This is a genomic window from Pseudomonas sp. 3A(2025), from assembly GCF_054589175.1.
The window spans coordinates 55,046-76,754 of the sequence record NZ_BAAILM010000039.1 but is presented as its reverse complement, the minus strand read 5'-3'; the positions used below and the strand labels follow the sequence as shown (position 1 = coordinate 76,754).

The 21,709-nt window shown below is 61.6% G+C and carries 23 protein-coding genes; 8 read left to right on the top strand and 15 right to left on the bottom strand.

The features are described from left to right. Window positions 1-5 precede the first annotated feature (5 nt). The 4 genes from ureG to fabR all read right to left on the bottom strand — a co-directional run bounded on the left by ureG (window position 6) and on the right by fabR (window position 2,610). Window positions 6-623 (bottom strand): urease accessory protein UreG, encoded by a 618-nt coding sequence (gene ureG / locus ACYP2A_RS16000; RefSeq protein WP_459746445.1) that lies wholly within the window; start codon window positions 621-623, stop codon window positions 6-8. A 16-nt stretch (window positions 624-639) separates the two neighbouring features. Continuing rightward, window positions 640-1,314, bottom strand: coding sequence for an urease accessory protein UreF (locus tag ACYP2A_RS15995; protein WP_459746443.1), 675 nt, complete (start codon window positions 1,312-1,314; stop codon window positions 640-642). Then, entirely contained in the window at window positions 1,311-1,811 is a 501-nt protein-coding gene (ureE, locus tag ACYP2A_RS15990; protein ID WP_459746442.1) for an urease accessory protein UreE, read from the bottom strand. The genes ACYP2A_RS15995 and ureE overlap by 4 nt, the downstream gene beginning before the upstream one ends. A gap of 172 nt (window positions 1,812-1,983) precedes the next feature. After that, window positions 1,984-2,610, bottom strand: coding sequence for an HTH-type transcriptional repressor FabR (gene fabR / locus ACYP2A_RS15985; protein ID WP_459746440.1), 627 nt, complete (start codon window positions 2,608-2,610; stop codon window positions 1,984-1,986). A 154-nt stretch (window positions 2,611-2,764) separates the two neighbouring features. Between fabR and ACYP2A_RS15980 the strand changes: the two genes are divergently transcribed. Further along, window positions 2,765-4,831: an AsmA family protein gene (locus ACYP2A_RS15980; RefSeq protein WP_459746438.1), complete on the top strand. Its 2,067-nt coding sequence runs from the start codon at window positions 2,765-2,767 to the stop codon at window positions 4,829-4,831. A 15-nt stretch (window positions 4,832-4,846) separates the two neighbouring features. On the opposite strand, the gene ACYP2A_RS15975 is transcribed toward ACYP2A_RS15980, so the two are convergent. Together ACYP2A_RS15975 and ACYP2A_RS15970 are read right to left on the bottom strand one after the other, a co-directional pair. Then, the gene (locus tag ACYP2A_RS15975; protein ID WP_459746437.1) at window positions 4,847-5,761 is read right to left on the bottom strand and encodes a bestrophin family protein; all 915 of its coding nucleotides are present in this window, start codon (window positions 5,759-5,761) and stop codon (window positions 4,847-4,849) included. A 93-nt stretch (window positions 5,762-5,854) separates the two neighbouring features. Next, window positions 5,855-6,397: a ferritin-like domain-containing protein gene (locus ACYP2A_RS15970; RefSeq protein WP_459746436.1), complete on the bottom strand. Its 543-nt coding sequence runs from the start codon at window positions 6,395-6,397 to the stop codon at window positions 5,855-5,857. 261 nt (window positions 6,398-6,658) lie between these two features. Here ACYP2A_RS15970 and ACYP2A_RS15965 point away from each other — a divergent pair, with 261 nt between their 5' ends. The 3 genes from ACYP2A_RS15965 to ACYP2A_RS15955 all read left to right on the top strand — a co-directional run bounded on the left by ACYP2A_RS15965 (window position 6,659) and on the right by ACYP2A_RS15955 (window position 9,624). Continuing rightward, entirely contained in the window at window positions 6,659-8,605 is a 1,947-nt protein-coding gene (locus ACYP2A_RS15965) for an LTA synthase family protein (RefSeq protein WP_459746435.1), read from the top strand. A gap of 121 nt (window positions 8,606-8,726) precedes the next feature. Then, window positions 8,727-9,482 carry a COG4705 family protein gene (locus ACYP2A_RS15960; protein WP_459746433.1) on the top strand — a complete coding sequence of 252 codons (756 nt, stop codon included), beginning with the start codon at window positions 8,727-8,729 and terminating at the stop codon, window positions 9,480-9,482. A gap of 55 nt (window positions 9,483-9,537) precedes the next feature. Then, on the top strand, window positions 9,538-9,624 hold the full coding sequence (locus ACYP2A_RS15955; RefSeq protein ID WP_442963079.1) for a small membrane protein YohP: 87 nt from the start codon (window positions 9,538-9,540) through the stop codon (window positions 9,622-9,624). A 65-nt stretch (window positions 9,625-9,689) separates the two neighbouring features. Here ACYP2A_RS15955 and osmE read toward each other — a convergent pair whose 3' ends face one another. Continuing rightward, on the bottom strand, window positions 9,690-10,028 hold the full coding sequence (osmE, locus tag ACYP2A_RS15950) for an osmotically-inducible lipoprotein OsmE (RefSeq protein WP_459746431.1): 339 nt from the start codon (window positions 10,026-10,028) through the stop codon (window positions 9,690-9,692). A 197-nt stretch (window positions 10,029-10,225) separates the two neighbouring features. Between osmE and ACYP2A_RS15945 the strand changes: the two genes are divergently transcribed. Further along, a complete protein-coding gene (locus tag ACYP2A_RS15945) occupies window positions 10,226-11,116 on the top strand; it encodes an esterase/lipase family protein (protein ID WP_459746429.1) in 891 nt (296 codons plus the stop codon). A 93-nt stretch (window positions 11,117-11,209) separates the two neighbouring features. Then, entirely contained in the window at window positions 11,210-12,220 is a 1,011-nt protein-coding gene (locus ACYP2A_RS15940; RefSeq protein ID WP_459746427.1) for an AI-2E family transporter, read from the top strand. 99 nt (window positions 12,221-12,319) lie between these two features. On the opposite strand, the gene ACYP2A_RS15935 is transcribed toward ACYP2A_RS15940, so the two are convergent. Next, entirely contained in the window at window positions 12,320-13,585 is a 1,266-nt protein-coding gene (locus ACYP2A_RS15935) for an Hsp70 family protein (RefSeq protein WP_459746425.1), read from the bottom strand. 105 nt (window positions 13,586-13,690) lie between these two features. On the opposite strand from ACYP2A_RS15935, the gene ACYP2A_RS15930 reads away from it, so the two are divergent. After that, entirely contained in the window at window positions 13,691-15,373 is a 1,683-nt protein-coding gene (locus tag ACYP2A_RS15930) for a DUF4153 domain-containing protein (RefSeq protein WP_459746424.1), read from the top strand. Between the two features lie 149 nt (window positions 15,374-15,522). Beyond that, window positions 15,523-16,461, top strand: a complete 939-nt coding sequence (gene cbpA / locus ACYP2A_RS15925) for a curved DNA-binding protein (RefSeq protein WP_459746422.1) — start codon at window positions 15,523-15,525, stop codon at window positions 16,459-16,461. 54 nt (window positions 16,462-16,515) lie between these two features. Here the strand turns inward: cbpA and ureC are convergent, their stop codons facing one another. From ureC to urtE, 7 genes are all read right to left on the bottom strand, one after another. Continuing rightward, window positions 16,516-18,216 carry an urease subunit alpha gene (gene ureC / locus ACYP2A_RS15920; protein WP_459746420.1) on the bottom strand — a complete coding sequence of 567 codons (1,701 nt, stop codon included), beginning with the start codon at window positions 18,214-18,216 and terminating at the stop codon, window positions 16,516-16,518. A gap of 133 nt (window positions 18,217-18,349) precedes the next feature. Beyond that, a complete protein-coding gene (locus ACYP2A_RS15915) occupies window positions 18,350-18,655 on the bottom strand; it encodes an urease subunit beta (RefSeq protein WP_459746419.1) in 306 nt (101 codons plus the stop codon). Beyond that, window positions 18,652-19,185: a GNAT family N-acetyltransferase gene (locus ACYP2A_RS15910; protein WP_459746417.1), complete on the bottom strand. Its 534-nt coding sequence runs from the start codon at window positions 19,183-19,185 to the stop codon at window positions 18,652-18,654. The genes ACYP2A_RS15915 and ACYP2A_RS15910 overlap by 4 nt, the downstream gene beginning before the upstream one ends. 12 nt (window positions 19,186-19,197) lie before the next feature. After that, window positions 19,198-19,740, bottom strand: coding sequence for an N-acetyltransferase family protein (locus ACYP2A_RS15905; RefSeq protein WP_459746415.1), 543 nt, complete (start codon window positions 19,738-19,740; stop codon window positions 19,198-19,200). Window positions 19,741-19,767: 27 nt separating this feature from the next. Then, complete coding sequence (locus tag ACYP2A_RS15900) at window positions 19,768-20,070, bottom strand: urease subunit gamma (RefSeq protein ID WP_459746414.1); 303 nt, start codon at window positions 20,068-20,070, stop codon at window positions 19,768-19,770. A 22-nt stretch (window positions 20,071-20,092) separates the two neighbouring features. Then, window positions 20,093-20,938, bottom strand: a complete 846-nt coding sequence (locus ACYP2A_RS15895) for an urease accessory protein UreD (protein WP_459746413.1) — start codon at window positions 20,936-20,938, stop codon at window positions 20,093-20,095. A 45-nt stretch (window positions 20,939-20,983) separates the two neighbouring features. Next, window positions 20,984-21,682, bottom strand: a complete 699-nt coding sequence (gene urtE / locus ACYP2A_RS15890) for an urea ABC transporter ATP-binding subunit UrtE (protein ID WP_459746412.1) — start codon at window positions 21,680-21,682, stop codon at window positions 20,984-20,986. Between the last annotated feature and the right edge of the window lie 27 nt (window positions 21,683-21,709).

The following is a 21,709-nucleotide window of genomic DNA, read 5'->3' as shown; positions in this document are numbered from 1 at the left end:
GAGGTTCAGGCGGCCGGGGTCAGCAGGCCCTGGCGTTCGATGAAGGCAATGATCTGCTCAAGGCCCTGGCCGGTTTTCTGGTTGCTGAACACAAACGGCCGTTCGCCACGCATCTTGCGCGTGTCGCGGTCCATCATCTCCAGCGAGGCGCCGACCAGATCGGCCAGGTCGATCTTGTTGATCACCAGCATGTCGGACTTGCAGATGCCCGGCCCACCCTTGCGTGGCAGCTTGTCGCCGGCCGACACGTCGATCACATAAATGGTCAGGTCCGACAGTTCCGGGCTGAACGTGGCCGACAGGTTGTCGCCGCCGGACTCGACCAGAATCAGGTCCAGGCCCGGAAAACGCCGGTTGAGCTGATCGACCGCTTCGAGATTGATCGAGGCATCTTCGCGAATCGCCGTGTGCGGGCAGCCGCCGGTCTCGACGCCAATGATGCGCTCCGGCGCCAGGGCCTCGTTGCGCACCAGAAAGTCGGCGTCTTCGCGGGTGTAGATATCGTTGGTCACCACCGCCAGGTTGTAGCGCTCGCGCAGTGCCAGGCACAGCGCCAGGGTCAGGGCGGTCTTGCCGGATCCGACCGGGCCGCCGATACCGACGCGCAGGGGTTGGCTGTTCATTGTGTTCTCCAAGGGTTCAGGACCGGAACAACCGGCTGTATTGACGTTCATGGGCCATGCTGGCCAGCGCCAGGCCAAACGGCGCGCTGCCCCATTGCGGGCAGCCCAGGCTCGTTGCGTGCTGGCGGGCCTGTTGCAGCGCCGGCAGCAGTTCGCTGGTCAGGCGCTGCGCGGCCTGCTGGCCCAGCGGCAAGGTTTTCATCAGCACCGCCAGCTGGTTTTCCAGCCAGCTCCAGAGCCAGGCGGCCAGCGCTTCCTGCGGCTCGATCTGCCAGGCACGGGCGGCCAGCGCCCAGCCCAGGGCGATATGCGGTTCGCCGATTTGTTGCAGAAAGCGCCGCGCCGGCAGGTCCAGTTCGCTCAGGCCGTTGAGCAGTTGCTGCAACGAATAGCCCATCTGCCGACTTTCCTGATGCAGCTCGCGGGTTTCCCGGCTGGCGCGGTGTTCTTCGCTCAGTTGCAGCAGTTGTCCCCAGTCTTGCTCAAGGGCAGCCGTGCAATGCGCCAGCAGCAGCGGCGCCTCGAAGCGCGCCAGGTTGAGCAGTAACTGATCGCTGATCCAGCGCCGGGCGCTGAGCGAGTCATGCACCAGGCCGTTGTCGACCGCCAGTTCCAGCCCTTGTGAATAGCTGTAGCCGCCGATCGGCAATTGCGGGCTGGCCAGGCGCAACAGCGCCCAGGCATTGTTCATGTGCGCACGCCGAACTGGTGCAGGCGCGGCGCATAGTTGAAGTCTTCTTCGCCTGCGCGGGAATGGTGATGGCCACCGCCATAAGCACCGTGCTCCGGCTGAAAAGGCGCCTCAAGGGTTTCGCAACGAGCGCCGAGCTGGTCGAGCATGGCCTTGAGCACATAGTCGTCGAGCAAACGCAGCCAGCCATCGCCCACTTGCAGCGCGACATGGCGATTGCCCAGGTGATAAGCGGCGCGGGTCAGCTCGAACGCGCTGCTGCAAGTGACATGCAGCAGTTGCTCGGGGCGGGCGCGAACGCGCACGATGCGCCCGTCTTCGGCTTGCAGGCATTCGCCATCGTGCAGCGGTGACTGGCCGCGGGCCAGGAACAGGCCGACATCTTCCTGCTCGGTGCTGAAACAGCGCAGGCGGCTTTTGCTACGCGCCTCGAAGGTGAGCAGCAATTCGGCGTCCCAGTGATCCCGGGCTTCGATGCGTTTATGAATGACCAGCATTGGCAGGCTTCCAGCGATTGGCAATGCTTCATGACAGAGCAAGGGGCTTGCCAACGTGCCTTGAGTGAGCAAAAAGCCACTTCAGGGCGTCTGGAATACGGATTTAGAGCATTTTTTCGCGCTATTTTGGTGCGGTCTGGCAAGTCTGTATCGAAATGGTGCCGAATCTGTCCTAGTGATTCAGGCCGCGCCAGTGCCGGGCGCCCATAAAGATAAAGCGCAACTGCTCGGTAATCTTGGCCTGCGGCGTCTGGTGCGCGGCCAGCGGTGTGGCGGGGGAGTCGATCAGTTCAGGCAGCATGGCAAACACACTCTTGACCACAAGGTCGGCGATGATCGCCAGCGAGGCGCTGCTCAGGTGCTGCCACTTGGACATCTTGCCAAGGTCGGTCGCAAGGTCGGCAACAATGCCTTCGCGCAGCGCGGCCAGCGCCTGGCGCACCTTGAGCGAGCCACCGTACTGCTCGCGGGCCAGAAACAGGAATTGCGCGCGATTGGCCGTCACGTCTTCAAGAAAAATGCGCACCGAGGCTTCGATCAGGCCACCCATGACCATCTCGTTATGCCGCACCAGACGGATGGTCTGCCGGAAGGTCTGGCCCACTTCGGTGACCAGCGCCAGGCCCAACTGGTCCATATCGTCGAAGTGCCGATAGAAGCCGGTCGGTACGATACCGGCGGTGCGCGCCACCTCGCGCAGGCTCAGGCTGGCGAATCCGCGCCCGCTCTCCATCAGCCGGTGAGCGGCTTCAAGCAGGGCTTTGCGGGTCTGTTGCTTTTGTTCGGCGCGGGCTGACATTACACGGTGCTTCTGGCGATAAACTGCGCCGCACTTTAGCACGCCCTAATTTGATTCACGATTGGGTCAAACCCTCTGGACTTTCAAGAGTCCTAAGCGATATGTCGTTTTCGGCGCGCCCCGGATGGCGCGCTGGTTTTAGGAGATTTGTGCAATGACGCGCAGCCGCAAGATTATCGCCTGGACAGCGGGCAGCCTGATTGCCCTGTTGGCCATCCTGATCGTGGTGATTGCCACCTTCGACTGGAACCGCATCAAGCCGATGCTCAACGACAAGGTCAGCCAGGCGCTGAACCGTCCATTCGCAATCAATGGCGACCTGAGCGTGCACTGGCAGCGCCAGACCCAAGAGGGCGGCTGGCGCGCATGGGTGCCGTGGCCACGGTTTGTTGCTCAGGACCTGAGCCTGGGCAACCCCGACTGGTCGAAGCAGCCGCAGATGGTCACCCTCAAGCAAGTCACCTTTACCCTGTCGCCCCTGCCGTTGCTGGTACAGCAGGTGGTGATCCCGCGTATCGAACTGACCGGCCCCGACGCAAAACTGGAGCGCCTGGCCGACGGTCGTGCCAACTGGGTATTCGATTTGCCAGCGTCCGACCCGGATGCCAAGCCGTCGGCCTGGGTGCTGGACATCGGTTCGATCAAGTTCGACAAGGGCCTGGTCAACTTCAAGGACCAGACCCTGAACACGCAGATGGAAGCGGTCATCACCCCGCTGGGCAAGCCGATCCCCTTCAGTGACATCGTCGGCGGCAAGGAGGCCAAAAAAGCCGCCGACAAAGGCCTTGTGCCGCAGGACTATGCGTTTGCCTTCACCACCAAGGGCCAGTATCGCGGCCAGGCCGTGACCGGCAACGGCAAGGTCGGCGGCTTGCTGGCACTCAAGGACGCCACGCAGCCGTTCCCGGTGCAGGGCGATGTGCGCATCGGCGACACCCATGTGGTGATCGCAGGCACCCTGACCGACCCGCAGAATTTCGGTGCGCTCGACCTGCGCCTCAAGCTTGAAGGCGCCAGCCTGAGCAACCTGTACCCATTGACCGGCGTGACCCTGCCCGATTCCGGGGCGTACTCCACCGACGGGCGCCTGATTGCGCGCCTCAAAGACCCGCAAGGCGCCAGCTTTCGTTACGAAGGCTTCAACGGCAAGATCGGCAACAGCGATATTCATGGCGACCTGGGCTTCGTCGCCAGCCAGCCACGGCCCAAGCTGACCGGCAAGCTGGTATCCGATCAGTTGCTGTTCAGCGATCTCGCGCCGTTGATTGGCGCCGACTCCAACGCCGAGCAGAAAAAACGCGGCGGGCAAAGCAAGCAGCCGTCGAGCAAAGTGCTGCCGGTCGAGACCTTCGAAACCGCCCGCTGGCGCGCCATGGACGCCGATGTCGAGTTCACCGGCAAGCGTATCGTGCAAAGCCCGGACCTGCCGTTTACCGACCTGTATACCCATGTGTTGCTCGACGATGGCCAGCTCAGCCTTAAACCGCTGCGCTTTGGCGTGGCCGGTGGCAAGCTGGATGTCGATATTCGCCTGGACGGACGCGCTCAGCCGTTGCAGGGCCGGGCCAAACTGACTGCGCGTGGCTTCAAGCTCAAGCAGTTGTTCCCCACCTTCGAGCCGATGAAGACCAGCTTCGGCGAACTGAACGGCGATGCCGACATCAGTGGTCGGGGCAACTCGGTGGCCGCTTTGCTGGGCACCGCCAACGGCGAGCTGCGCATGCTGATCAACGACGGCGCGATCAGTCGTGGCCTGATGGAAATTGCCGGGCTCAACGTCGGCAACTACGTGGTCGGCGAGCTGTTTGGCGACAAGGAAGTGAAGATCAACTGCGCAGTGACCGACTTCGGCATCAAGGACGGTCTGGCCGACAGTCGTCTGTTCGTCTTCGACACCGAAAACGCGATCATCCACATCACCGGTACCGCCAACCTCAAAACCGAGCAACTGGACCTGAACATCAACCCTGAATCCAAAGGTTTCCGGGTGTTCTCGCTGCGCTCGCCGTTGTACGTCAACGGCCCGTTCGCCAAGCCCAACGCCGGGGTGAAAACCGGCCCGTTGCTGCTGCGCGGCGCGGGTATGGTTGCCTTGGGTATTGCTGCAGGTCCCGCTGCCAGCCTGCTGGCACTGGTTGCCACGGGTGATAACGAGCCGGACCAGTGCACACCGTTGCTGGAGCAGATCAGGGCGGGGAAATTGAACAAGACGGTGAAATAAGGCGCAGGGCGCCGATCAAAGCAACACCCCATCCACCGCCTGAACCGGCGGTGGCGTGGGTTGGTCGAGCAACTCCAGCACGGCGATCTCGACACTGCGGCACATGGCTTCCAGCGGCAGGTCGTTGGGCTGGGTGTCGAACGGGTCAGAGATCTGGTCGCCCAGCGCATCGAGGCCGAAAAAGGTGTAGGCCAGGATGCACACCGCCAGTGGTGTGAACCAGCCGATGCTGTCGACCAGGCAGAAGGGCAGCAACAGGCAATACACATGTACCGTGCGATGCAGCAACAAGATATAGGGGTACGGAATGGGCGTGGTCTTGATCCGCTCGCAGCCGCCCAACACGTAGGAAAGGCGGCTGAGCTGCTGATCGATATTCACCGCCACGACATCGGCGGCCTTCGCGTGCCGGGCAGCGGCCATATAGCGTTCGCCCAGCAAGCCGAGCCAGACGCTGGGTGGGTTCTGGCGGCTCAAGACTGTCTCGGCATCGGCGCCCATCAGCCGTTGCTCCTGATCGCCTGGCGCACTGCCGCGCAAATGCTGTTTAAGCAAATAAGCAAAGCCAATCAATCCATCGGCCAGTGACCGGCGCTGTTCGGCGCTAAGCGCTGGCAGCAGGCTGCGTGTCTGGCGGGTCAGATTGCGGCTGACGATCAGCATCTCGCCCCATAGCGTTCGCGCCTCCCAGAAGCGTTGGTAGGCCACGGTGTTGCGAAAACCGAGAAAGATCGCCAGCGTCAGGCCCCATAGCGTAAAGGGCGTGGCCGTCAGGCTGAACTTGAAGCTGAACACGGTGCCATGCACGGCGACCACGGCAGTACTGATCAGCACGGTAAACAGCACCTTGCGCCAGATGGCCGGGATGATCGAACCCTTGAGGGAAAACAGCAGCGTGAGCGTGTCTGGGTTTTGCGGACGAGTGATCACGGCGGGACAAAACTCCGGATGCCTGGGGAGTCCGCCATGGTATTGGATCGATAACGCGGCCGGTAGCCGGCCGCGTTGTCTCGGTCGAACCTGTTACAGATCCGCCAGAATGTCCGCCATGTCGTCGGCGTGTTCTTCTTCCTGGGCCAGAATGTCTTCGAAGATACGACGGGTAGTCGGGTCCGATTCGCCGATGTACTGAATGATCTCGCGGTAGCTGTCCACGGCGATGCGCTCGGCGACGAGGTCTTCGTAGACCATTTCCTTGAGGTTATTACCGGCCACGTACTGGGCATGGGAATTCTTCGACAGGGTGTCGGGGTTGAACTCCGGCTCGCCGCCCAGTTGCACGATGCGCTCGGCCAGTTTGTCGGCGTGCTCGGCTTCTTGCTGTGCGTGTTCCAGAAACTCAGCCGCCGCGACGCTGGCCTTGAGACCGGTGGCCATGTAGTGGTGGCGCTTGTAACGCAGCACACAGACCAGTTCGGTGGCCAGCGACTCGTTAAGCAGACGCAGGATGGTTTCCCGATCAGCGCTGTAGCCTTCGGTGACCGCGCCGTTTTCCACATTGTGCCGCGCGCGTTCGCGCAGGGTGCTGACGTCGGACAGTTGCGGGGCCTGGTTAAGGCTGTTCATGGTGGTTCTCCTCACTCATCAGGGGTGACGCTCCGCTGTTTTACGGTCGGTGCCGGCGAAGTCGTTACAAGGTGTGAGTAATGAGCTCTCGGAAAGTTTTATCGAATATTCGAGCGCCCGACCGTTTGCATGCCTTCCTGGACGGTGAGTGCCCAATGAGGAAACTGGCCTGATAAGCAATCTGTTGCTTTAATCGTCCTGGCTCACTCTGCTTACACCCGGCACGGATCGTCGGGTGAAGAACAATAAAAGGACGTTCACATGATTCAATGGCGTTACGCGCCCATCCGCTTTCTGCGGCTGGTGGCACTCATCTGGTTGTTTGTCTTTGTACTCACCCGTGTGGTCCTGACAGTCGGTCATCTTGACCAGGCTGGGGGCGCTTACGTATCCATCTTCGCGACAGGACTGCTTTATGACCTGAGCTTTCTGGCCTATGCCATCCTGCCTCTGGGCCTCTACGTGCTGGTGTGCCCGCCGGCACTATGGTCGTCGCGATGGCACCGCAGGGCGCTGCAACTGCTGCTGTTTGTGACGGTTTTCGTGATGCTGTTCACCGCCGTTGCCGAATGGCTGTTCTGGGACGAATTCGGGGTCAGGTTCAACTTTATTGCCGTCGACTACCTGGTGTATTCCGACGAGGTCTTGAACAACCTGCTCGAGTCGTACCCCATCGGTACGCTATTGGCTGTGATTGCAGCGGTTTCGCTGGTCGTGACCTGGCTACTGCGCCCCTTGCTGCGGCGCATCCTCAGCGCGCCTTTACCTGGTTGGCGTCAACGCGCAGTTGCACTGTTGGCACTCTTTGCCGCCGCCGGTATCAGTCTTTTACTGGTCGATCAGGAGCACCCTCGGGCCAAGGGCGGTAATGCTTACAAAAGCGAGCTGGCCAGTAACGGGCCTTATCAGTTCTTCGCGGCGTTTCGTAATAATGAACTCGACTACGCACAATTTTTTGCCAGCCTTCCAGCGCAGCAGGCAGGTCGGCAGATTCGTGCCGAGCTGGCCGACAGCGAGGCGGCTTTCATCGCCGCAGACCCGATGGATATTCGGCGCCGCGTGACTTACGCGGGCGAGGTGCGCAGGCCCAACATCATTCTGGTGACGATCGAAAGCTTGAGTGCCAAATACCTGGGCAGCAATGGCGACACCCGTAATCTGACCCCCTACCTTGATGCGCTGCGCAAGCAGAGTCTTTATTTCAATAATTTTTATGCGACCGGAACGCGCACCGACCGGGGCCTGGAAGCGATAACCCTTTCCATACCGCCCACACCGGGCCGTTCGATCGTCAAGCGGATCGGGCGCGAAAGCGGTTTTGCCAGCCTCGGGCAGCAGTTGGCGGCGGTCGGTTATGACAGCGTATTTGTCTACGGCGGGCGCGGCTATTTTGACAACATGAATGCGTTTTTCAGCGGCAATGGCTACCGGGTCGTCGATCAAAGCAGCGTTGCCGAGGCCGATATCTCCTTCAAGAATGCCTGGGGCATGGCCGACGAGGACTTGTATGCACAGGCCCTCAAGCTGGCAGACGCCGATTTTGCAGCGAACACGCCGTTCTTGCTGCAACTGATGACCACCTCCAATCACCGTCCTTACACCTACCCGGCCGGGCGGATCGATATCGCATCGGGCAAGGGCCGTGACGGGGCGGTGAAGTACACCGATTATGCAATTGGCCAGTTCTTGCAGGCGGCCCGGACCAAGCCATGGTTCGATAACACGATCTTTGTATTCGTCGCCGATCACACGGCCGGCAGTGCGGGCAAGGAGGATCTGCCGGTGGAGAACTACCAGATTCCGCTGTTTATCTACGCTCCCCAGTGGGTGCAACCCGCAGAAGATGCCCAGCTGGCGAGCCAGATAGACCTGGCACCTACGTTGTTGGGCTTGCTGAACCTCAGCTATGAGTCGACATTCTTCGGGCGCGATCTGCGGGTAGCGTCTGATCTGCCGCCTCGGGTGGTCCTTGGCAATTATCAGCATTTGGGCCTGTTTGACGGAAACAACCTTGCCATCCTGAGTCCGCGTAACGGATTGCGTCGCCACGACGATGCGCTGGGAGAAAGCCGCGAGCAGTTATCCAGTGCCAGTGATCCACTGGTTGCCCGCGCGATTGCTTATTACCAGGCGGCCAGTCATGGCTTCAAACAAGGGTTATTGGGCTGGACGGGGGAGGTGGCGCAGTCGAATACGCCTTGGCCCTGAGCGGTTTTTTCATTTCTGCCTGACATATTTCAAACATGTGGCCCCTGATCATAGGGCACCTCACAGAGCCTGTTCGCGCCCTGTGACACGTCCTCTCGCCTTGGCCACTCAGGTAGATAACATGAACAAACTGCCACACATCACGTTTGCATTCTGGGTCATGAAGATCTGTGCAACGACGCTGGGCGAAACCGCCGGCGATCTGTTGTCCATGACCTTGAATGTCGGCTATGCGATCAGTTCAATGATATTGATCAGCGTGTTCGTGATTACCCTGGTCACGCAACTGGCGTCCAGGCGATACCATCCGGTGCTGTACTGGATCGTTATTCTTTCCACCAGTACGGCAGGCACCACGATGTCGGACTTCATGGATCGAACCTTGGGGCTGGGTTACGCCATGGGTTCCGCGATTCTGATCGCCGCGCTGATGGCTATTTTCTGCGCCTGGTATATGAGCGAAAAATCACTCTCGGTGAATCGCATCACCACCTTGAAAGGCGAAATCTTTTACTGGGTTGCCATTCTGGTCTCCAATACCCTGGGTACCGCACTGGGTGATTATCTGGCGGACGACTCGGGGCTTGGTTTTGCCGGCGGCGCACTGTTGATCGGTGCTGCCATCACGCTGGTGACTGTTTTGCACTTTACGACCAGGCTGTCCTCGGTGATGTTGTTCTGGCTCGCCTTCGTGCTCACTCGGCCATTCGGCGCGACATTGGGCGATGTGCTGACCAAGCCTTATGAAAAAGGCGGTCTGGATTTCGGGACGGTCGGGTCTTCGGCCGTACTGCTCGCGGTCTTGCTGGTGCTGGTGGCGCTGGCGACTTACTACACCCGTCTTCGGACAGCGCCTGACCGAGTGGCAAATTTATGAAACGACCAGATTGGCCAAGGGTCACAGCCATGAGACCTCTTTCTGGAGAAGCACAATGCTGAAGTTCCTCGGTGGCACCGTCGGTATCATTTTTCTGATCGGCCTGATCGTGGTCATTGCCCTGTTCAAGCTGGTCTTCTGACCCTCGAATATAAAAAAGGCCCGGTGCAGTGACTGCATCGGGCCTTTTTTATTTAATCAAGGGCGTTACATCGCGCGTTCGTTCTTTTCGCGTTGCTCGCACGTCATGAAGCCCTTGTGTACCACGCGCCCGTCGCTATTGAAGCTGACGTGGTACACCTGCTGATGACCTTCACGGGTCAACACATAGTTGTTGCAGGTGCCGGGGCTGACGGTGCGCTGCACCACGGTCGATGGCGTGCCGCCAATGGCCAGAACCTGCTGGCGGGTCATGCCGTCCTCGACCTGCTTGACCAGCGGCTGGTCGCGGTAGGTCACGTAATCCACAGGGTTCTGCACCGTGGTGTTGGTACAGCCGGTCAGTGCCACCAGCGCGCAGGTCGCTGCGATTATGCTCTTGTACATCGCTGCCTCTCCGTATGACAGAGCCAATTACCGGCTCGATAGCCGTTTGAGCAGCGACGGCTGGCGAGAGTTCGATGCAAATGTGGCCAGAAGGCATCAGTGTGTGTTCGTCATGTTCTGCGGCCTGAGTGCCAAACGCCGCTAGGCTCAACTGCATCCGCCTTTACCCTCATGATTCGCCCTCAGGAACGCCCCCCATGTCCAATGAATACGCGACCCGCTATCCGTTGTTACTGGTGCCCGGCCTGTTGGGGTTTGTCAGGTTCGTGGTCTACCCCTACTGGTTCGGCATCACCAGAGCGCTGGAGCAGGGCGGGGCCAGCGTCTATCCGGTCATGGTTTCCGGGGTCAATTCCTCTGAGGTTCGCGGCGAACAGCTGTTGCGGGTCGTCGAGCAAGTGTTGCGCGACACCGGTGCGACCAGAGTCAACCTGATCGGGCACAGCCAGGGCGCGCTGAGTGCGCGTTATGTCGCTGCCAAACGGCCTGACCTGGTGGCCTCGGTCACGTCCGTCGCCGGTCCCAACCATGGCTCGGAACTGGCCGATTATCTGGAGCGGCGTTTTCCGGTCGGCACACCGGGCGGGCGTCTGGTCAATGCGCTGATCAGCCTGATGGCCTGGTCGCTCTCGGTGTTCGAGACCGGCTATCGCGGGCCGAAGCTGCCCAATGATGTCAGTGCCTCGCACCGCTCGCTGACCACCGCCGGCGTCGGGGTATTCAATGGCCTGTACCCACAAGGTTTGCCTGAAACCTGGGGTGGGCAGGGGCCGGCGCTGGTCAACGGGGTGCGCTATTACTCCTGGTCGGGGATTATCAAACCCGGCATCACCAATCGCGGACGCAACCTCATCGACGGCTCCAATGTCACCTGCCGGCTGTTTGCGAGCACCTTCGTCAAGGAGCGCGGCCAGTGCGATGGCATGGTCGGGCGTTACAGCTCGCACCTGGGGGTGGTGATCGGCGACGACTATCCCCTGGATCACTTCGATATCGTCAACCAGATGATGGGCCTGGTGGGCAAGGGCGCCCGGCCGGTGCAGCTGTTTCTGGACCACGCTGCACGGCTGAAGGCCGCGGGTTTGTAGTATCGGTTAACACTGATGGTTGTCCGATCACTGGTTCTCGGTGTGGAAGGCTGGCAGACTGCCTGCCTGTTCATGCTGCCGGTATGAGGCTCTATGCCAACGTTTTCTTCGCGCCAGGTGTTCCTGGCCAGCTGGATCATCATGTTTGGCGGTTTGCTGATGGTCCTGCCGTTCAGGTTACTGCCGAGCCTGCTGGCCGGTTTGCTGGTGTTCGAGCTGGTCAACATGCTGACCCCCAAGCTGCAACGCCTGATTGCCGGCGAGCGTGCGCGCTGGCTGGCGGTGGCCTTGCTCGGCACGCTGGTGGTCAGCCTGCTGGCGCTGCTGTTTGCCGGGGCCTTCAGTTTTATCGTGCACGAGGCCGAAAACCCCGGCGCCTCGCTGGACAAGTTCATGACCCTGATCGATCGGGCACGCGGTCAGCTACCGCCGTTCATCGAAGGTTATCTGCCGGCCAGTGCCGCCGAGTTCCGGGTGTCGCTGGTGGTGTGGCTGCAAAAGCACATCGGCGAGTTGCAACTGATCGGCAAGGGCGCGGCGCATATGTTCGTGACCATGCTGATCGGCATGGTGCTCGGCGCGATCATCGCCTTGCAGCGCATCAGCGATGTCAGCAGCCGCAAGCCATTGGCGGCGGCGCTGTTCGACCGGCTGTACCTGCTCAGCCAGGCGTTTCGCAACATCGTGTTCGCGCAGATCAAGATTTCCCTGCTCAACACCGCGCTGACCTCGATCTTTCTCGCGGTGGTGCTGCCGTTGTGCGGTATTCACCTGCCGCTGACCAAGACCCTGATCTTCATGACCTTCCTGCTCGGCCTGCTGCCGGTGGTCGGCAACCTGATGTCCAACACGCTGATCTTCATCGTCGGCCTGTCGGTGTCATTATGGGTCGGGGTGGCCGCGCTCAGTTACCTGATCGTTATCCACAAGGTCGAATACTTCCTCAACGCCCGCATCGTCGGCGGCCAGATCAGCGCCAAATCATGGGAACTGCTGCTGGCCATGCTGCTGTTCGAAGCCGCCTTCGGTTTGCCCGGCGTGGTGGCGGGACCGGTGTACTACGCCTACTTCAAAAGCGAACTGCGCAAGGAAGGACTCGTTTAGCGGCAAGCTGGTAAGCCACAAGCCACAAGCCACAAGCCACAAGCCACAAGCCACAAGCTGGGCGCAGTGTTCTTGCCGCTTGTAGCTTGCCGCTATGTTTTACCCGTAGCGTTTCTTGGCTTCGATCGCCAGGCCGCTGCCGATGCTGCCGAAGATGTTGCCTTCCACGTGGCGGGCGTTGGGCAGCATGTGTGCGACGCTGTTGCGCAGGGCCGGGATGCCGCTGGAGCCACCGGTGAAGAACACGGTGTTGACCTGCTCGACACCGACGCCGGCCTTGTTCAGCAACTCGGTCACGCTGTTGCGCACCTGTTGCAGCTGCGAGTCGATGGCGGCTTCGAACAGTTGGCGGCTCAGCTCGACACTCAGCCCCGCCTCGATGCGGTCCATGGCGATAAGGCGCTGCTCGGCATGTGTCAGTTCGATCTTGCTGGCCTCCACTTCCATCGCCAGCCAGTGGCCGGCGCGCTGTTCGATCAGCTTGAACAGCCGGTCGATGCCGCTGGCGTCTTCGATGTCGTAGCGCATGTTGCCCAGCGCCAGGGTGGATTTCTGCGAGTAGACGCTGTTGATCGTGTGCCAGGTCGCCAGGTTGATGTGGTGGCTGGTGGGCATGAACGCGCCGCTTTTCATCCGGCTGCCGTGGCCGAACAACGGCATCACGCCTTGCAGGCTCAGTTGCTTGTCGAAGTCGGTACCGCCGATGTGCACGCCGCCGGTGGCCAGAATGTCCTGCTGGCGGTCGTCCTGATGGCGGCGCTCCGGTGACAGGCGCACCAGGGAAAAGTCCGATGTACCCCCGCCGATGTCGACGATCAGCACCAGCTCTTCCTGTTCGATGGTCGACTCGTAGTCGAAGGCGGCGGCGATGGGTTCGAACTGGAACGACACATCCTTGAAGCCGATCTTGCGCGCCACCGCAGCCAGGGTGTCTTCGGCTTCCTGGTCGGCCAGGGCGTCGTCATCGACGAAATGCACCGGGCGGCCGAGTACCACTTGATCGAACTCACGCCCGGCCGTGCGCTCGGCGCGCTTTTTCAGCTCGCCGATAAACAGCCCCAGCAGGTCTTTGAACGGCATGGCCGTGCCCAGTACGCTGGTGTCGTGCTTGATCAGCTTGGAACCCAGCAGGCTCTTGAGCGAGCGCATCAGGCGGCCTTCGTAGCCTTCCAGGTACTCGTGCAAGGCCAGGCGGCCGTAAGCGGGGCGACGCTCTTCGATGTTGAAGAACACCACTGATGGCAGGGTGATCTTGTCGTCCTCCAGCGCAATCAGCGTCTCCATGCCCGGACGCAGCCAGCCGACAGTGGAGTTGGACGTGCCGAAGTCGATGCCACAGGCACGGGCTGGGGATTGGTCATTCATGAGCGGTACGTTCCAGTGAAAAAAACGGCCGCGCAGTTTATGTCAGCAGGGCGCGATTGCGTAGTGCTGTTGTCTGATTGCTGTCGCTTCTACAAGGAAAATGCAATGTCGCCCCCTCATAAGCAATATAAGCAATCGCTGTCGCTGTATCTGGGCATTGGCCTGGTCCAGTCACTGTTGCTGGCCATTGCCGTGCACGGGGAATGGGCCTGGCTGGCCGCCGGTGGCATGGTGCTGGTCCTCAACCTGCAACTGCTCGGCCGCGAGGCCTTGCAGCGTCGGGTCTGGTTATGGAGTGTCCTGCTGGCGCTGCTGATCGCGCAGGTCACTGCATGGGCCTGGCATTCCTCGCCGGATGAGGCCTATGACCCGAGCTGGTCGATGACCAGTTGGGTGCTTGCCGGCACGCTGACTACTTACATCGTCACGGCATTTATTCTCGGCTGGCCGTCGGGCGAGCGCTGGCGGGTGCCGTATGAAGCCTTGTTCCGGCATGCCTGGAACAACGCCTTTATCGTGCTGCTGGCGTTGTTGCTCATGGGCCTGTTCTGGAGCCTGTTGCAGTTGTGCGCCAGCCTGTTCGAGATGATCGGCATCACGCAGCTCAAGCAGGCCATCGATAACCAGTACGTGATTATCCTTTGCCTGAGCCTGGTGTTTTCGCTCGGCATGCGCATGGGGCGCGATAACGAGCGCGTTATTGGCATGCTGCGCGGCATTTTGCTGAGCCTGTGCCATTTTCTTGCGCCGCTGGCAGCGCTGATCGTGCTGTTGTTCAGCCTGAGCCTGCCGTTCACCGGCCTGGAGTCAATCTGGAAGACCGGCCATGCCACGGCGATTCTGTTGTCGCTGGTGGCCGTCGCCGTGTTTTTGGTCAACGGCGTGTTTCAGGATGGGCGCCAGGGATGCCCATATCCACGTTGGCTGCGCTGGCTGGTCGACACCAGCCTGGTGTGCCTGCCGGTTCTGACCGTGCTGGCCGGTTATTCGACCTGGTTGCGCGTGAGCCAGTACGGCCTGTCGCCTTCACGCTTCATCGCCGCATTGATGGTGGTGGTTGCCGCGCTGTACAGCCTGGCCGCGTTGTACGCGGTGCTGCGCAATCGGGCACAGTGGCTGGGCAGCCTGCGGGTGAGCAACCCTTGCCTGGCGTTGCTGGTGTGTATCGTCCTGCTGGCGATTCACAGTCCCTGGTTCAACGCGCAGGCGCTGAGTGCGCGCAATCAGGTGCAGCGCTTGCTGGATGGCCGCACTTCACCGGTGCTGTTCGACGCCGATTACCTGTACTGGAAGCTGGGTGACGCCGGGCGTCGGCAATTGGAATGGTTGTCGTCGAACCTGGACCAGCAGCCGCAATGGGACGCCGCGACCCGCGAGGTGATTCGCACGCGGCTCGACGATGGCCGTGATGCGCGGTTGCGTCAGCGACCGGTGACCGAGATCAATCGGGTGTGGATCGGTACGCCGGTCGAAGGCCACGAGCAATTTGCCAATCCCAAACTGGGCAGTCTCGATTGCAACCGGTTGCAGTGCACGCTGTGGGCGGTCGACCTGAGTGGCGATGGCCGCGATGAGGTGCTGAGGTTTACCGCAAGTGGCGCGCAGATCGAGTTTTACCGGCGCACGGACGAAGGTCGCTGGGTGCTGGCCGGGTATCTGCAGGGTGGCTACGAAACACGGGATCTGGCGGACCTGATCCGTCAGGGCAAGGCGAAAATCGTAGCGCCGCGCTATCGCAACCTGCAGATCGACGATCAGACGTACATGCCGTATGAGGTGCAAGAGTAATGAAATGCACAAACGACCGCGATGCACTCGGCCATCGTGGTCGTTTGCCGATACACTCTGCGACTTTGAGCGGCTGCGGATGTCATTCTCTTGGCAGCGCCTGTGGGTGTCTGTGCAGCGGCCGATAATTGGTGACGGGTGAGCGTTCGATGGATTTCAAAGACTATTACAAGATTCTTGGGGTAGAACCTGCGGCCGACGACAAGGCGATCAAGGCGGCGTATCGCAAGCTGGCGCGCAAATACCACCCCGATGTCAGCAAGGAAGCCGGTGCCGAAGACAAGTTCAAGGAGGCCACCGAGGCCTACGAAGTGCTTGGCAGCCCGGACAAGCGCGCCGAATACGACGAAATTCGTAAATACGGCCATCAGGGCCGGCCGTTCCAGGCGCCTCCGGGCTGGCAGAGCCGTGCCGGTGCGGGTGGCTTTGGCAACGACACTACCGACTTCTCCGAGTTCTTCAGCTCCATTTTCGGCGGCCGCGCCCAGGGAGGTGCTCGACCGCGCGGGCGCAAGGGCCAGGACGTGGACATGGAACTGGCGATCTTTCTTGAAGAGAGCATTTCCGGCGAGTCGAAGAAGATCAGCTACAAGGTGCCGCAGCACAACGCCGCTGGTCAGCGCATGGCCGATGTCACCAAGACCCTGAACGTGAAAATCCCGGCCGGCGTGACCGATGGCGAGCGCATTCGCCTCAAGAACCAGGGCGCGCCGGGTTCGGGCGGCGGCGAAAATGGCGATTTGTACCTGACCATTCGCCTGGCGCCGCACCCGCTGTTCGAGGTCGAAGGCCACGATCTGGTCATCAACGTGCCGCTGGCACCGTGGGAAGCCGCGCTGGGCACCAAGGTCGCGGTGCCGACCCTGACCGGACGCATCAACCTGACCATCCGCCCCGACAGCCAGAACGGCCTGCGTTTGCGGGTCAAGGGTAATGGCTTGCAGGACAAGCAGGGGCAGCGTGGCGATTTGTATGCCCAGGTGAAAATCGTCATGCCGCCTCAGGCCGACGAGGCCACCCGCGCCCTGTGGCAGAAGCTGGCCGACAAGGCCGCGTTCGACCCTCGTAACGGCTGGGGCCGCTCATAATCCAGAGAGAGCGGCTAAAGCGGATCGCCGCCAAGCCGCGCCTGCGCAGTGGCCTCAGAACAGGAAGTACCGCTGCGCCATCGGCAGCACCTCGGCCGGTTCGCACCACAGCAGCACGCCATCGGCCTTGACCTGATAGGTCTGCGGATCGACATCGATGACCGGCAGGTAATCGTTGTGGATCAGGTCTTTCTTCTGCACGCTGCGGCAGCCCTTGACCACGCCGATCTGTTTTTTCAGGTCCAGTGACTGCGGCACGCCGGCATCGAATGCCGCCTGGCTGATAAAGGTCAGGCTGGTGGCGTGAATCGAGGCGCCGTAGCTTGCGAACATCGGGCGGTAGTGCACCGGTTGCGGGGTCGGAATCGAGGCATTGGCGTCGCCCATCAGGCTGGCGGCAATCGCCCCGCCCTTGAGGATCAGCGTCGGTTTGACCCCAAAGAACGCCGGACGCCAGAGCACCAGATCGGCCCATTTACCCACCTCGATCGAGCCCACTTCATGGCTGATGCCGTGGGTGATCGCCGGGTTGATGGTGTATTTGGCGATGTAACGCTTGGCGCGGAAGTTGTCGTTGCCCGGCGCGTCTTCCGGCAGCGGGCCGCGCTGCTTTTTCATCTTGTCGGCGGTCTGCCAGGTGCGCAGGATCACTTCGCCCACCCGGCCCATGGCCTGGCTGTCGGAACTGAGCATCGAGAACGCGCCCAGGTCGTGAAGAATGTCTTCGGCGGCGATGGTCTCGCGGCGGATGCGGCTTTCGGCAAAGGCCACGTCTTCGGCGATGCTCGGGTCCAGGTGATGGCAGACCATCAGCATGTCCAGGTGTTCGTCGATGGTGTTGCGGGTAAACGGCCGGGTCGGGTTGGTCGAACTCGGCAGCACGTTGGGCGAGCCGCAGGCCTTGATGATGTCTGGCGCATGGCCGCCACCGGCGCCTTCGGTGTGGTAGGTGTGAATGGTGCGGCCCTTGAACGCGCCCAGGGTAGTTTCGACAAAACCCGATTCGTTCAGGGTATCGGTGTGGATCGCCACCTGCACGTCGTAGTCGTCGGCCACGCTCAGGCAGTTGTCGATGGCCGCCGGCGTCGTGCCCCAGTCTTCGTGCAGCTTCAAGCCGATGGCGCCGGCCTTGACCTGCTCGATCAACGGCTCCGGCAGGCTGGCGTTGCCCTTGCCGGTGAAGCCGATGTTCATCGGAAACGAATCGGCGGCCTGGAGCATGCGCGCCATGTGCCACGGACCTGGGGTCACGGTGGTGGCGTTGGTGCCGGTGGCGGGGCCGGTACCGCCGCCGATCATGGTGGTCACGCCGCTCATCAGCGCTTCTTCGATCTGCTGCGGGCAGATGAAGTGAATGTGCGTGTCGACGCCGCCGGCAGTCAGGATCATGCCTTCACCGGCAATCACTTCGGTGGCGGCGCCGATGGCAATGGTCACATCGGGCTGGATATCCGGGTTGCCGGCCTTGCCGATGGCCGCAATGCGTCCGTTCTTGAGGCCGACGTCGGCCTTGACGATGCCCCAGTGGTCAATGATCAGCGCGTTGGTGATCAGGGTGTCGACAACCTCGGCCGCCAGCAACTGGCCTTGGCCCATGCCGTCACGGATCACCTTGCCGCCGCCGAATTTCACCTCTTCGCCGTAAGTCGTGAAGTCTTTTTCAACCTCGATCCACAGCTCGGTATCGGCCAGGCGAACCTTGTCGCCAACGGTGGGGCCGAACATGTCGGCGTAGGCTTGTCTGGAAATTTTCATGGTATTCCTTGAATTCGGTTACCCATTGGACGGCTATACGTAATTCGTAGGACCGGCCGGGCGGCGAACCGCTTTAGCCGGGAAACAGGCGGCACCGATTCGCGCCCTTCGCTGCTGAAGCAGCTCCTACAGGCTATAGATCGCCCATCACGCGGCCGGCAAAGCCGTACACCTTGCGCAGGCCGGCGAGATCGACCAGTTCGACTTCGCGCGATTGTCCGGGCTCGAAGCGCACGGCGGTGCCGGCCGGGATGTTCAGGCGCATACCGCGGCTGGCGGCGCGGTCGAAGGTCAGGGCGTCGTTGGTTTCGAAAAAGTGAAAGTGCGAACCCACCTGAATCGGCCGGTCGCCGCTGTTAGCGACCGTCAGGCTTAACGTGCGGCGGCCGGCGTTGAGTTCGATCTCGCCGGGCTGGATCTGGTATTGGCCAGGAATCATTGGGCGTGCCTCAAAGTCTTGAAGTAAATGGCGGTTGGCCGATAGCGGCCTTCGGGGGTGGCGCAGTAATCGGGCAGTTCGCCGACCCGGTTGTAACCCAAGGCGCGGTAGAACGCTTCGGCTGGTGACTGCGCTTCGGTGTCCAGGTGCAACAGGCCGCGTTGCTGCTGCACGGCGGCCTGTTCCAGCACCGCCATCAACTGGCGACCCAAGCCGCGCTGGCGGGCACGCTGCAGGACCATGAGCTTTTGCACCTCGGCGCGATTGAGGCCGTTGGCTTTCTGGCACAGCGCCAGTTGCACACTGGCCAGCACCTGTTCGTGCTCCACCACCACCCAGAGCAACAGGCTGCCGGCGCCGATCTCGATTTTCAGGCCGTCGACCCAGGCCAGCGCCTGGGTTTGATCCAGATCGGCCATGAACCCTACCGACGCGCCATGCTGCACGGCATCGAGCAACAGCCCGGCCAGCCCGTGGCGATAATGGGCAAAACTGTCCACAGTGACGCGTCGCAATTGTCCGGGGTTCATGGTGACTACCTGTCAGGAGTGTTGTGGGGCTTGCGACGCCGGGGCGGTAGCGCCCGGCGACAGATCCAGTTGCATGAAGGTCAGGTCCAGCCAGCGGCCGAACTTGGTGCCCACTTGCGGCATGTGTCCGGTAATGATGAAACCCAGCCGCTCGTGCAGGGCCACGGAAGCGGCGTTCCCGCTCTCGATGGCGGCGACCATGATGTGCTTGTCGCAAGCACGGGCGCGCTCGATCAGCGCTGTCATCAACAGTGGCCCCAACCCCCGGCCACGCTGGTCGGCGCGCACGTACACCGAGTGCTCGACGGTGTGCCGAAAGCCTTCGAAAGGCCGCCAGTCGCCGAACGACGAATAACCCAGCACCTCGCCTGCGGCATCGACTGCCACCAGAATCGGATAGGCCTGCGCCTGGCGGGCGGCGTACCAGGTCTGGCGGTTGGCCAGATCGACCGGTTGCTCGTTCCAGATCGCGGTGGTGTTTAGCACCGCATCGTTGTAGATCGCCAGCACGCCGGGCAGGTCAGCGGGCAGGGCGTCGCGAATCAGGATATCCATGGCAATTCTTTACTCGGGCAATAGGGCTCAGGCAATCGGTTGATGCACAGTCACCAGCTTGGTGCCGTCGGGGAACGTCGCCTCGACCTGGATTTCCGGAATCATCTCCGGGATGCCCTCCATGACCTGTTCGCGGGTCAGCAGGGTGGTGCCGTAGTGCATCAGCTCGGCGACAGTCTGGCCGTCGCGCGCGCCTTCGAGCAGGGCAGCACTGATCAGCGCCATGGCTTCCGGATAGTTGAGTTTCAGACCGCGGGCCAGCCGGCGTTCGGCCACCAGGCCAGCGGTGAAAATCAGCATTTTGTCTTTTTCGCGGGGCGTCAGGTCCATGGGGATTCCGTTTGGATATTGATCACGTGTTCCAGATTCGTGGCACAACCGCTTCGCGGCCGAGCAAGGCCGGGCGCAGGCGGTTCCAGATTTCGATCAGCCAGGCCCGCGCATGCAGCGCCTCATCGGCCAGGCAGCGGGCCACGATCAGCCCCGGCACCTGGCTGAGATCGCCGCGCACCGGGTTGGGCATGATTAACGAGCGGCAGGTTTCGAGCAACTCGCTGTCGATCTCGCCGGTCATTAGCAAGGTGGCAAACACGGTCTTGCCATCCAGGCCGATGGGCGAATCCAGCAAGCCGTCGCCACCCTCGATGCGCTGGCGCTCGTGCCAGAGCAGGCGGCCGTCGCGGCGGATCTGCAGGTGCGACTGAAAATAGCCTTCATCGAAGCGCTCGCCACTGGCCGGTCGGCCCAGCGCCACCACGTCCCAGTAACACAAGCGCGCATCGCCGTGCAGTTCGATATGGGTGTCCAGTTCGGCCTTGGCCTGGCTGAAGACAATGGTTTCCTGTGGCAGCCATTCCAGCGTCGCACCGGCGTCGACGTGCAGGTTCAAGTGCTGAAAGGCAGGGCCGGCGGCGCGATACCACTTGGCCGCGCCAGGGCTGGTCAGTTGCGCCCAGGCCTGTTGCCCGACACGTGCAGAAATATCCAGGCGGTCGCCGCCGGCAATGCCGCCGGGCGGGTGGACGATGATGTGTTGGCACACCTCGGGGCCTTCGGCATACAGGTGCTTTTGCACCCGCAGCGGCCCGAGATGGCGGCGCTGCACCGGCCGGGTGCTGTCGCCAAAGCGCGCATAGCCCAGTTCCAGTTCGGCATTCCAGCTGGGCGTGAACAGCGCGGTGTGGGCAGGCAGGTTCATGGTTTCATGGCTCTATAAACAGACGGACACACCTTAACCAGTCCATCAGATCGTCACCAGCCCGCGTACGCCTTCGGCCTCCATGGTTTCACCACGGCCTTGCTGGACGATCTCGCCGCGCGACATCACCAGGTACTGGTCTGCCAGTTCGGCGGCGAAGTCATAGAACTGCTCGACCAGCAGAATGGCCATGTCACCCTGTTCGGCCAGGCGCTTGATCACCGCGCCGATTTCCTTGATCACCGACGGCTGGATGCCCTCGGTAGGCTCATCGAGAATCAGCAGGCGCGGGCGGCTGGCCAGCGCACGGCCGATGGCCAGTTGCTGTTGTTGACCGCCCGACAGGTCACCGCCACGCCGATGCTTCATTTGCAGCAACACCGGGAACAGTTCGTAGATATGCGCAGGCACTTCCCTGGCCTGGCTGCCAGGAAAGCGCGACAGGCCCATCAGCAGGTTTTCCTCGACGGTCAGCCTGCCGAAAATCTCCCGGCCCTGTGGCACGTAAGCGATGCCCGAATGCACCCGTTGATGCGGCTTGAGCGAGGTGATGGGTTTGCCTTCCCACTGCACGCTGCCTTCTTTGGACGGCAGCAGCCCCATCAGCACCTTGAGCAGCGTGGTCTTGCCCACGCCATTACGGCCCAGCAGGCAGGTGACCTCGCCGACCTTTGCCTCGAACGACAGCCCACGCAGAATGTGGCTGCCGCCGTAATATTGGTGAAGCTTTTCGACTTGCAACATAGAAGAGAGCCCCCTTTGGGCAGCTAT